The organism is Clostridioides sp. LIBA-6622 (assembly GCF_056716095.1).
On the sequence record NZ_CP196998.1, the window covers coordinates 1,447,085 to 1,460,106 of the forward strand.

Annotated in this window: 10 protein-coding genes; 4 read left to right on the forward strand and 6 right to left on the reverse strand. The window is 27.5% G+C overall.

Translation table 11 applies throughout. The features are described from left to right. The first annotated feature begins 22 nt into the window (after positions 1-22). Positions 23-616: a DUF3867 domain-containing protein gene (locus ACTG47_RS06960; protein ID WP_054269881.1), complete on the forward strand. Its 594-nt coding sequence runs from the start codon at positions 23-25 to the stop codon at positions 614-616. Positions 617-868: 252 nt separating this feature from the next. Here ACTG47_RS06960 and ACTG47_RS06965 read toward each other — a convergent pair whose 3' ends face one another. Beyond that, positions 869-1,504, reverse strand: coding sequence for a cysteine hydrolase family protein (locus ACTG47_RS06965; protein ID WP_479926593.1), 636 nt, complete (start codon positions 1,502-1,504; stop codon positions 869-871). 78 nt (positions 1,505-1,582) lie between these two features. Further along, a complete protein-coding gene (locus ACTG47_RS06970; RefSeq protein ID WP_479926594.1) occupies positions 1,583-2,314 on the reverse strand; it encodes a glycerophosphodiester phosphodiesterase in 732 nt (243 codons plus the stop codon). 330 nt (positions 2,315-2,644) lie between these two features. Here ACTG47_RS06970 and ACTG47_RS06975 point away from each other — a divergent pair, with 330 nt between their 5' ends. From ACTG47_RS06975 to ACTG47_RS06985, 3 genes are all read left to right on the forward strand, one after another. Further along, on the forward strand, positions 2,645-4,834 hold the full coding sequence (locus tag ACTG47_RS06975; protein ID WP_479926595.1) for an amino acid adenylation domain-containing protein: 2,190 nt from the start codon (positions 2,645-2,647) through the stop codon (positions 4,832-4,834). 410 nt (positions 4,835-5,244) lie between these two features. Next, complete coding sequence (locus ACTG47_RS06980; RefSeq protein WP_479926596.1) at positions 5,245-7,173, forward strand: OPT family oligopeptide transporter; 1,929 nt, start codon at positions 5,245-5,247, stop codon at positions 7,171-7,173. Further along, positions 7,160-7,507 carry a PqqD family protein gene (locus ACTG47_RS06985; protein ID WP_169465466.1) on the forward strand — a complete coding sequence of 116 codons (348 nt, stop codon included), beginning with the start codon at positions 7,160-7,162 and terminating at the stop codon, positions 7,505-7,507. Before ACTG47_RS06980 ends, ACTG47_RS06985 begins: the two co-directional genes overlap by 14 nt. A gap of 172 nt (positions 7,508-7,679) precedes the next feature. Here ACTG47_RS06985 and ACTG47_RS06990 read toward each other — a convergent pair whose 3' ends face one another. From ACTG47_RS06990 to ACTG47_RS07005, 4 genes are all read right to left on the reverse strand, one after another. Further along, positions 7,680-9,635, reverse strand: coding sequence for an ABC transporter ATP-binding protein (locus tag ACTG47_RS06990; RefSeq protein ID WP_479926597.1), 1,956 nt, complete (start codon positions 9,633-9,635; stop codon positions 7,680-7,682). Further along, complete coding sequence (locus ACTG47_RS06995; protein ID WP_479926598.1) at positions 9,625-10,410, reverse strand: M15 family metallopeptidase; 786 nt, start codon at positions 10,408-10,410, stop codon at positions 9,625-9,627. Before ACTG47_RS06995 ends, ACTG47_RS06990 begins: the two co-directional genes overlap by 11 nt. A gap of 82 nt (positions 10,411-10,492) precedes the next feature. Next, complete coding sequence (ddlR, locus tag ACTG47_RS07000; RefSeq protein WP_479926599.1) at positions 10,493-11,941, reverse strand: MocR-like transcriptional regulator DdlR; 1,449 nt, start codon at positions 11,939-11,941, stop codon at positions 10,493-10,495. A gap of 23 nt (positions 11,942-11,964) precedes the next feature. Further along, positions 11,965-12,864 (reverse strand): D-alanine--D-alanine ligase, encoded by a 900-nt coding sequence (locus ACTG47_RS07005; RefSeq protein WP_169465460.1) that lies wholly within the window; start codon positions 12,862-12,864, stop codon positions 11,965-11,967. Between the last annotated feature and the right edge of the window lie 158 nt (positions 12,865-13,022).

The following is a 13,022-nucleotide window of genomic DNA, read 5'->3' on the forward strand; positions in this document are numbered from 1 at the left end:
AATTTAGCTAGGAGGATGAAGAATGTCTGATGATAGAATAATAGACTTTAACGAACTAAAGAATAAAGTTAAAGATTCTGATGTAGATAAATTTGAGCAATATATATATAACTTATATTTTTCTGTTATGGATGGAAAGATGTCTATGGCTGAATTTTCAAGAAAAATATTTGATTATATGAGAGATAACAACATATCTCAAGAAAAGTTTATGAAAATACAAAAGCAATTTATGGAGAGATATGGTATGGACACTGAAGAAGTAGAAAAACAACTTAGAAACTTTGGAATCGACCCTTCTACAGCAGGTTTTATGAGTGATAATACTTCCAGCAAAGTATCTACAGAAGATTTAGAATCATTTAAAAAAAGTGCAGGATTTTATGAGAAATATGGTGAAAAAATTCAGCCAAAAAGTTGTATAACAACATTCATAAAAAATGATTTGAATGATATTAATGTAATAATAGACCAAGAAAAAATAATGCTTTGTAGTGATAAAAAAATAAATCTTATGGACTCAGAATTAAATGAGTTTTTATTAGAATATAAAAATATGTTCAACAAAAAAATAAAAGTGGTTATGTGTGAGACTACAAACAAGTATGATTATTAAAAAGTAAATTTAACTATTGAAGCAATGTTACTTAGTTATATAACTTAAAAATAAAAATCGCAATTTATTTTTTCTTACAAAAATATGTAAGGAATATGTAAATTGCGATTTTTTATATTGTAGAGATTTGATGTAACAAATAATAGTTATAAGTAAATGTATCTTTATTAAGACTGTATTGTTCTATTAAAATTTTTATTCAAAATGAGTTATTTAATAATTATATAATATGTTGTATGAAATATTGTATTATTAAAGTAGCTCCTTTAACACTTTGACACCATTTTGAATCATACTATTAAAGAATACTAAGTTTAAAAGTTCTGCAGGATGAACCTTTGGGATATCATAAGTATCTACCAAATTCATAGGTACAACTATATTTTTTTCAATATTATACTGATTAAAATAGGCTTTTAGAGTTATTGCAAATTGATATATACATATATCTGTACAATCACCAACTATAATTATATTATCTATATCTTCAAAATCTAAATTTTCTAATGCAAAAAATCCATTAGTAGAATTTTTAGGAAGAATTTGTAGATTATCTATTGATTTAAGCTCATCAACCAATTCACTTTCTATATTATTTTCCAAACAGTGAACAGGATAACTCAAAAGCTCTATAGAATTAGAAGTATGGGAGTCAGTAAATGCTATTATTCTATCTAATTTGTTTGCTATTTTTTTTGAAAATGCTTCAATTGGTTTTATTAAAGATTCTACTCTAGGAGAGTATAAGGCTCCTTGTTTTGCAAAACCATTATTGACATCAATTATAAATAAAGCAGTTTTACTTAAATCATAATTTTCTATTTTTTCTATTGGTAGATTATCTAAATTACTTTTTAAAGCTTCAAGTTCGTTTAATAAGTTATCCATAGTTACACCTCCGAGATAAATTTAATAAAATTGTACATATTAATTATACAAAAGTCAAGGAGTACAAGCATTGTATGGTTAATTATGTTGTTTTGAATTAAAAAGATTTGAAGCTATATCTGGATAATTAGTAAAAATACCATCTACATTGAGCTTTAGACAACGTAGCATATCATCTTCTTCATTCACAGTATATACATTAATACCAAGTAAGTTTGTGTGGCAAAGTTCAACCAGAGATTCATTTACTAAAATTAAAGGGGCATGAAGGTAACTATTACCTAGAAATTTAGCAAAATTGACTACATTGTTTATAGGTAAATAACACAATAATGCCGTTTTTACACTAGGGTCTAATTTGTGAAAGTTTTTTAAGCTATTGCCATTAAAACTAGATATAAGAACTCGGGTTTTCATGTTATATTTTAAAATAAGTTCTAAAACATCTTTTTCTATACTAGGATAGTTTATTTTATCAGTTTTTAGCTCTATATTTAAAACAAGGTTTGTAGGTGAAATTAAAATTAATACTTCTTCTAAAGTTGGAATTTTACATTCTTTGTTGTTTTGGTATCCTTCAAAAGATGAATTTAGAGTCTTTAGCCTTTTTAAAGTAAGGTCTTTTACAAATCCATGTCCATTAAAAGTTCTATCAACCTTTTCATCATGGATAACTACAATCTTTCCATCTTTAGTTTTATGAACATCAAGTTCTATTCCATATATATCCATATCTAAACATTTTTTAAAAGCTAAAATAGTATTTTCTGGATATTTTCCACTAAAACCTCTATGGGCGTAAATATTCATTTATATATCTCCTTCCAATAAATATAACTTATCTTATAAAATTTTAATTAATATAATATATCATATTCTAAAAGGTATTGTTATATATTAATTAAATAACTATTTATAATTTATATATTATATAAATGTAGAAAAATAAAATCATATATGTGTTATAATATATTTTAAACATTGTAAATATTGAGAATTTAGTAGTTATAATAAGTATAATTTTATGCAAGCTCATGTATTTAGAGCTTGCATATGTATTATTAATATATTTCTATATTGCAAAAATAAAATTCCAAAAGAATTTTTTCTATAGATTTAGTAGTAAGGGGGAATTTTGATATGTATGAAGTTAATTTAGAACGAGCTATGAATTATTGGATGGATTTGTTAGATGATTATACAAATATAGCAAAAATTCCAAATGATTTTTTTTATAAAGATTGTTCTGACGAAGTAGTAGATGAAGTTTTTAAGATGAATATTGAGAAACATGAAAGATTAATTCAGTATTCTAAAAATAATAATATTAGCATAAGCTCTATCATAGAAACTATATATGGTCTTATACTTCAGAAGTATATATATGAAGATGATGTAGTTTTTGGAAAAACAATAAATATAATTCCAATAAGAGTCAAGGTAAGACAAAGTGAGAAATTTATAGATGTTGTAAGAAAGTTAAAAAGGCAATGGAGTAGGTCTTTAGAATATGGATATTATTTGTTGTCAGATATAGAGAATAAAAATCATCTAAATACTAAACTTATAAATACTATATTTGTAGCTAAAAGTTTTGACTTATCATATGACTATGACATAGAAAAAAAAGGATATGATTTATCTGTAATAGTATATACAAAGAGAGCACTTAAAATAAAAATAAAGTATAAGCCTTCTATATACAAAAGAGAAACTATTAGAAGAATACTAAATCAATTTGACTATATAATAGAACAAATAATAAAAGATAACGATATTTTAATAGAAGATTTAGAATTTGTCTGTAAGAAAGAAGAAAAAGTATTATTAGAGGACTTTAATGATAATCAATATAAAGTGCCATATGATAAAAGTTATATTGATTTATTTAGAGAACAAGTTAAAATAACACCTGATAATGTAGCGGCTAGAGATGAAAATAGAAATTTGACATATAGAGAATTAGATAAATTAACTGATAAACTTGCGGGTTATTTAAATCATATAGGAGTAAAAAGTGAAGATATAGTAGCTGTAATGTTACCAAGAGACATTAATATAATTATTACAGCAATAGGTATTATGAAATCAGGAGGAGCTTTTTTCCCAATAGATACAAGCAATCCAGAAGAAAGATTAAATTATCTTCTTGAAGATAGTAATGCAAAAGTAGTAATAACTACAGATGAACTTAGGTGCAAAGTTGTAAATGAAAACACTATAGTACTTGATATAAATAATGAAGATATATTCAAAATAGGGTATGAATTGACTGAAGAAATAACACCATCAAACTGTGCGTATACAATATCTACATCAGGTTCAACTGGTAGACCAAAGACTATAGCAATAGAGCATAAAAGTTTAGTAAATATGTGCTATTATAGTGTAAAAGTAATAAATGCTACAGAAGGTGATATATGTGGTATATACTTAAGCTTTAGCTTTGATGCTGTGATGAAACAGCTATTTCCATATTTACTTATAGGTGCATCAATAAATATTATGCCTGAAGAAGCTAAGTTTGATGAATATACAGTAAACGAATATTGTGAGGAAAATGATATAACTATTTTAGCATTACCAACGGCTTTTGCAAAATTGTTTATACAAAACTGCAACAATAGTTCACTTAGAGTTGTACAGACTGGAGGAGAAAGATTAAAAGGGTATAGAAAACGTAACTATGAACTGTATAATGAGTATGGACCAACAGAATTTACTGTTGTATCGACTTCTTTTCGTGTGGATAAGGAATATGGGAAAATATCAATAGGGAAACCTATATTTAACACTTATGCGTATGTATTGGACAAAAAGAATAAACTATGTCCAATTGGAGTTCCAGGAGAGTTATGTCTATCAGGAATTCAAATATCAAGAGGATATTTAAATAAAAAAGGGCTAACAGAACAAGTATTTGTAGAAAATCCTTATAAAACTTGTGAATATAATAAGTTAATGTATAGGACTGGTGATTTAGTAAGATGGTTAGATGATGGAAATTTAGACTATATTGGAAGGATGGATAATCAAGTAAAAATTGATGAGTTCAGGATAGAGCTATATGAGATTGAAAATATAATAAACAATATTGCAGAAATTAAAAGTGTTGTTTGTATATCGAGAACAAATGATGATGGAGATATGTATATATGTGCTTATTATGTGATTGATGATAAAGATAGTGATAAGATAAATGAAAGAGCAGTTAGAGAATATTTAAATGAGCATCTACCTCCGTATATGATTCCAACAATAATAATGAGAATAGATAAAATACCAGTTACACCAATTGGAAAAGTAAATAAAAAAGCACTACCAGAGTGATTTTTTATTATGACAGGTGTTGTAAAGTAATTTCAAAAAATTCTTTATGACACCTGTTTTTTAGTATAAATCAATTTACATAAAAGAAAGAATTTTCTGTACATTTTTACTGTGATGAAAATTTGTTTATAAGAGTGATTATTGTATTTTTTATACTTTTACGCGTTTTAAAGTGTTTTTTTAACAAATTTAATTTTATATTAAAAAATTTTTTTATTTTTTATCTTAACACTTTTTAGTATAATTGAAAAATAAAAAGAATATTAGCATAAAAATATCTAAAAATAGAAAATAATAATATGGGATTAAATTTTAGTAATTTTAACTCGCTATTTGTAAAATAATAAAAAGTTAAGTTTTATATGTATATATGTTATAATATATACAAACTGAAAAGGGGTGAAAATTTTATGAACAAAAAATTACCTAAGGGTGCTTATGGTGAGGTTAGTGGAAAAGATTACGTTCCATACATCACAGATAAGTCCAGAACCGGTGGAAATGTAGCTGTACTGATTATCGGTATTATTTTAGCTGCCATTTTTGCCGCATCTACAACTTATTCTGGAATGAAAGCTGGTCTTACTGTTGCAGCAGGTATTCCAGGAGCTATAATAGGTTCTGCTTTTGTTGGAGCATTTGCTCGTCAAAAGGGTATTCTTGGTAAGAACTTAATCCAAGGTATGTCAAGTGGTGGAGAATCTGTTGCAAGTGGATTCATTTTCGTATTACCAGCAGTTATATTAATTGGAAGCCAAATTACATTTTTAGAAGGCTTAGCTGTTGGAGTTGGTGGAGTTTTATTTGGTATAGGAGTTGCTGCTATAGTTCACAACTATTTAATAGTTGAAGAGCATGGTAAACTTATGTACCCAGAATCAATGGCTATATCTGAAACACTTGTTGCTTCAGAAGCTGGTGGAGATTCAATTAAGTACATGGGAATTGGATTTGTAATAAGTGGATTTATTACTGTATTAACTGGTTCATTCTTAAATGTAGCAAACAATGTAATGAGTCTTGTAGGAAGTAAGTTCTACAAATGGAAATTTGATATTGAAGTAAATCCTCTACTTTTAGGAATTGGATTTATAGTAGGACTTGAAGTTTCTTTAACAATGTTTGCAGGAAGTATATTATCAAACTTTGGTATCGCACCTCTAATAGGATATTTTACAGATATGGCTAAAGATGGAGCTATGGTATGGAATAATCCTGCAATGCCTCTTAACCAAATGGATGTTGGAGCTATATCTAGTAGTTATGTAAAATATATAGGTGCTGGTATGATGCTTTGTGGTGGTATTATTGGTGCAATAAAACTTATACCAACTATAATCGCTTCTATAAAAGAAACACTTAAAGCTAAATCAAGTACTGGAGAAGGAGAAGAAGGTTCATCTATACAAATGATACTTTTATTAGGTGGAGTAGTTGTTGGATTCCTAGCAGCGTTCTTAATTTCTGGTAATATTGTTATGGCAATTATTGGAGCTATCATATCTCTTTTATTATCTTTATTATTTGTCATAGTAGCAGGACGTTTAACAGGAACAATAGGAACATCAAACCTTCCAGTTTCTGGTATGACTATTGCTTCTCTAGTTATTGTAACATTAGTATTTGTTATAATGGGCTGGACTGATTTAGAAGCTAATAAATCATTACTTTTATTTGGTTCATTTATAGTTGTTGCTATTGCTATAGCTGGAGGTTATACTCAATCTCAAAAAGTAACTTATATTATTGGTGGTAGCAAAAACGAAATGCAACGTTACTTTACAATTGCAAGTATAGTTGGTGTTATAGTTGTTGTTGGAGTAATTTTATTACTTTCTGACCAACTTAAAGCAACTGGTGATAATGTTCAATTTGCATTGCCACAAGCTAACTTAATGTCAACATTAACTTCTGGTATTATGTCAGGTAGTTTACCTTGGGTTATGATTATTGTTGGAGTATTTATGGCAATTGTTTTATATGCATTAAACTTACCAATAATGACTATAGCTATAGGATTCTATTTACCAATAGCAACTACTTCTATAATATTAGTTGGAGCATTAATCCGTTTATTTGTTGAATTAGTCTCTAAAACTGACAAAGAAAAAGAAGTTAAAGTTTCTAATGGTATAAGTTTATCTTCTGGTCTTGTTGCTGGTGGTTCTATCATTGGTTTAATAGGTATAATATTACAAGTAACTGGAGTTATAACTCCAAAAGTACCAAGTGGATTTGCTGCAACAAATTCAATGGCAATTGCTTTATTGGTAGTTTTAGTTGTACTTACAGCATTACCTATTATTTTATCTAAAGTAAAAAATAATGAGCAAGAGTAATGATGTTTTAGATATTGTATTTAAAATTACTAGTGGACTTGAATATGAAGTAGATGAAAATAGTATTGTAACAATACTTGAAAAACAAGACCATAAAATCCAAAGGTTTTTTAGAAAGTTAAAAGCTAGAATACCTAGATATAAAAAAATAGAACTGGATGAATATTCTAGTTTCGTATTTTTACAAATTGATGGTCAAAGAACTGTTAGAGCAATAGGTGAGAACTTAGAAGCTAAATACGGAGAAGAATCTTATCCACTTTATGAAAGGTTGTTAGTTTTTTTAAATCATATTGAAGTTAATTGTCATTATGTTGAAAGACTGGATATATAAATATAAGGAAAATTATTATAGGATATATCGGGATGTAAAAGTTAGAAGATAATTATAAAAGAGGCTATCTCAAAATAGAGATAAGCCTCTTTTTCATTGTTGAAATGATGAAAATACATTTAAAACCTATAATTTTAAATTAGAAATTATTAAACTTAATATTAACATATAATTATTTATTATTAGCTATTTCATCGGCTAGATTATTCAGATATTCCCATCTCTCATATTTATGTTCAAGTTCCTTTTCTAGTCTCGATTTTTCATCTAAAATTTCTTGAAGTTTAGTAAAGTCAGTTGAAAATTTTGAAGTACTTTCATCAAGTGTTGCAATTTTAGATTCAAGTTTTTCTATATCAGATTCAATATTTTCAAATTCTCTTTGTTCATTATATGAGAATTTGAGTTTTTTATCATTTTTAGGTTTTTCCTTTTTTGAAGAAGTAGAGTCCTCTTTTTTTATTGACTCTTTTTTAGACTCTTCAAACTCAATTCCTTGAACTTCTCTATAAATAAGATAATCACTATAATTACCTGTATATACATGGATTTTTCCATTTCCTTCATATGCGAATATTTTATTACAAATTCTATCTAAGAAATATCTATCATGTGATACTGTAATTACTACACCTTTAAATTCATCAAGATATTCTTCTAAAATTTTAAGTGTCTCGATATCTAAGTCATTTGTAGGTTCATCTAACAGAAGCACATTAGGAGCTGTCATAAGGATTCTAAGAAGGTGTAATCTTCTTCTTTCACCACCAGATAGTTTACCTATCAAGGTATACTGCATAGTACCATTAAAAAGGAATCTTTCACACATCTGAGAAGCTGTAATTCTAGTGCCATCTGAAGTTTCTATATAATCGCTAGCTTCTTTTACATAGTCTATAGCTCTCATATCAATGTTCATATGAGAGTCATCTTGAGAAAAACAACCGATTTTAACCGTTTCTCCAATTGAAATATATCCACTATCAGGTTCTATTTCTCCATCAAGTATGTTTATAAGAGTTGATTTACCCATACCATTTTTACCTATTATACCAATTCTATCAGTACGAGCTAAAGTATATTCTAAGTTGTCTATAACAGTATTTCCTTCAAAAGCTTTGGATATATTGTGTATTTCTATTATTTTATTTCCAAGTCTACTTGATGCAACTGATATATCAAGATTTTCATCAGATTTGAAAGCTTCTCTATTTGTGAGTTCATCAAATCTTTGTAAACGAGCTTTTTGTTTGGTACTACGAGCTTGAGCTCCTCGTCTAACCCAAGCAAGCTCTGTTCTAATTAAATTTTGTCTTTTATCTTCAATACTTTCTTCTAGTGCAAGTCTTTCCATTTTCTTTTCTAGAAATATCGAATAATTACCATCATAACTAAATAATCTGCCCTTATCTAGTTCAATTATTCTATTTGTAACACGGTCCAAAAAGTATCTATCATGAGTTATCATAAGTAGTGAACCTTTTCTTGAATTAATATATTCTTCAAGCCAATCTATAGTATCATTATCTAGATGGTTAGTAGGCTCATCTAGTATCAAAAACTCACATGGTGTAATAAGGGCTGATGCTAAAGAAACTCTCTTTCTTTGACCTCCAGAAAGTTCTGCTATTTTTTGATTAAAGTCATTTATACCAAGCTTTGTAAGTACTGATTTAGCTTCACTCTCTAAGTCCCAAAGATTTAAAGCATCTATTTTTTCATGTATTGATAATAATTTTTTATTTAATTCATCTGTAAAGTTTGAATTAAGTCTTTCTAAAATTTCTTGATATTCACCAAGTAGTTTTAATTCCTCAGAAGTCCCATTAAATACTTGTTCAAGTACAGTTGAATTTTCATTATAAGTTGGGTTTTGAGGTAGATATTCTATTCTAACACCATTAGTTTTTGTTATATTACCAGTTTCACTTTCTTCAACTCCTGCAATAATCTTAAGTAAAGTAGATTTACCAGTTCCATTTACACCGATAAGTCCTATTTTTTCACCATCATTTATTCCAAGAGATATATTTTCAAGTAATTTTTTTTCAGAATAACTTTTACTTATGTTTTCCAATGTCATTAAATTCATATAATTCACCTTTATTTCTAATCTATTATTTTTCAAAATGTTGATAGTCTGGGTTTTTCCAATATCCACCCCAACTCCAACCTCTGCTTACAAAAGCATTATAACAATCATCACCCTTTTTTATCATTCCAAATTTCGAAGTAGACCTATCAGCATAGACTGTGCTTACTTTAGGAGTAATATTATCACCAGAAACTTGAGGGTTCTGTAATGGATTTATGTCTATAGCACGCCCTTTACCATGGTTTGAGACGACCTTTGTACCAGCTACAGTTCTATAACAAAATGATGAGGTATTATTATCAGACATAGATTTTTCATCTATAGCATCGTAATCATCTATTAGCTTGATTTTTTCAATTGGATATTTTTTTTCATATAATTCCTTAAAAATATCCACAACTTCTGGAGCTAGTTCACTATTTACTATCATTTCTCCTTGATGAGTTTTCTCATCAAATCCATAGTATGTAAGTTTTAAATAAGAAAGGCTATCAAAGCTTATAGGTTCATTAGAAGGCATAGATTTACCAATCATTTTATTTTTTATATTATCTGGTATTGAAGAATATGAAAAAGTGGGTTTAATACTGTTATCTTCCTGCTTTTTACTAGAGTTTTGATTATTTTTAGAATCATCTGTTGTTGTATTGTTTTTATTTTGCATAGTTTCTTGACTATTTAGATTATCTTTTTTGTTAGGACTAGAGAAGAGTATCTCATATATAGATAATAAGGCAAGAAATAATACAGTTATTACAATTGTTAATTTTAATTTATTAATCTTTTTTCGTTTTGACTTTTTACTCATATTATCCCCCAGTGTTAGATTCATATAAACTATATATATTATACATCATAAAAATAAACTAGGCTAACAATATTTAGTCAACCTAGGACATTTCATCTATAGTTTCTCCAATTATTTTTATTCCAATTTCAATATCTTCAAAAGATAATCTAGAAAATCCAAGCCTTAAAGTATCAGAACCAGAATTGTCTGTAAAGAATAAATCTCCAGGCATAAATATAACCTTTTTTTCATAACATTTTTCTAAAAGTTTTCTAGTGTCTATGTTTTTTAGCTTTATAAATATATGCAAACCACCATCACCTAAGATGTATTCTGTATATATATATTTTTTTATACATTCATATGCAAAGTTAAATTTATCTCCATAGAATTTACGTATTTTTTTAACATATTTTTCAAAACCACCATTACTCAAATAATCAAATAAAATCCCTTGGTCCAAAAAGGAAGCATGTATATTTCTACACCTTTTCACACTTTCTAATTTATCGATTACTTTTTTATCTGCAAATATCCATCCAATTCTCATTCCAGGAAATAAAATTTTTGAAAAACTACCAATATATACAACACCATTATTCATATTATCAAGAGAACAGATAGGAAATATATGAGAGCTATTGTAGAGTAATTCTTCATTGAAACCATCTTCTATAATTGCTATGTTATGCTTTTTCATAAGATTATAGAATTTGTATCTATTTTCAGGAGTCATTACAATTCCTGTAGGATTGTGATACGAAGGTGTAATATATGCAAACTTTATTTTATTTTTGTACTCAATTAGACGATTTTCTAACATATTAAAATCCAAGCCATCTTCATGTATATCTACACCTAAAATGTTGAGATTATGAGATTTCATAATTTTTATAGCAGTATTATGGGTAGGGTTTTCACATATTATGTAATCTTTTTCTTGAGTAAAAGAGGACATAATAATATCAAATCCTTCTGTAAATCCATTTGTGATTAGTATATCTTTATTGTTAATATCAACACCCTTGTTTGTCATATATTTTAGTAAATAATCAATAAGAGGTTTGTAACCCTGTGCATATCCATAATTGAGCAATTTATGACCTTCTAACGATATCCTATTTAGAAAAGATTTTTTGAATTCTTCCATGTCGAATAAATCTCCATCTGGAGAGATACTTTTAAATGAGATTAAGTCAGAGCTCCAAGGAATCTCACTTTTTATAATATCCAATTCATTAGCTTTTTGGGAGTATGCACTCTCTAAACAGTCCCAATTTAAAGACCAGGTAGTATTTGAAGATTTATTTTTTGATTTAACAAATGTACCTTTTCCTGAAATAGAGTAGATTAGTCCTTCTGATTTTAATTCTTCATATGTTAAGACTATAGAATTTCTACTAACTTGCAAAAGCTGACTAAGCTCCCTTGTAGAAGGGAGCTTACTATTGTCTGGAATTAATCCTTTTGATATCATATCACTTATATAATTTTTAATTTGTATATAAATTGGTTCGTTATCATTTAATTTTAGATTTGAAAATATCAAATTACCACCTCAAATTATTTTATCTAATTTAAAGAGTATTCTATAAGTTTATCTAATAGTTCACTGTACTTAATACCTCTGGCAGCTGCACTTCTAGGAATTAGACTAGTTTGAGTCATTCCAGGAAGAGTATTTAGTTCAAGAACATATGGAATACCTTCACTTATAATCATATCAACTCTTACATATGCTTTGCAATTAAAAATTTTCCAACAAGTCTCAGAAATTTCATTTACTCTTTTTTGAAGTTCCTCTTCCAAATAAATAACTTCTTCTTTTGCTCCTTTTTCAACTGAGTATTTAGCTTCATAATCAAAGAATCCTGAATCAGATTTTATAGATATAGTAGGGAATACTTCTCCGTTTAGTATAAATGAAGTATATTCTCCGCCTGGTATATATTTTTCAATCATAACAAATTCATCAACTTCTAGTCCTTTGCGAACTGCTTCTTCAACTTCATCTTTAGAATGAATAAAGAATGTGGCTACACTTGAACCTCCTGAATTTGGCTTTATAAATACTGGATAACCTATCGTGTCTATTTCATCATAGTCTATTTCATCAACTGATTTTACTAAAGCCCATGGAGCAGTAGGAAGATTTGAGTCTCTAAGCATTTTTTTAGTTATATTTTTATCCATACACATTCCACTGCAAAGAGGTCCACATCCAGAATATGGTATATCCATAGTTTCAAGTATTGATTGAATACATCCATCTTCACCAAACTTACCATGTAGGGCAAGGATTGCAAAATCTACGTCTTTTGGTATCTTTGTAAATATATCTTGTTTATCATCTATTATTACTTTTATAACATCATATTTATTTTTATCAAGATTATTATATATTTCTCTTCCTGAGTTTAAAGAAACTTCTCTCTCTGATGATATTCCACCCATTATAACTGCTATTTTCATATTATACACTCCTATTTTGATTTTTATTATTTTAAATTAAATTTTTTATTTACTTACTTAATTATATGAATTAAGAGTTGATGATGAAAGTACCACTATATATGAAGTTTGTATTATGTGTGGTTCTGGATTAATAATCTAATTTAAATATATCTTTA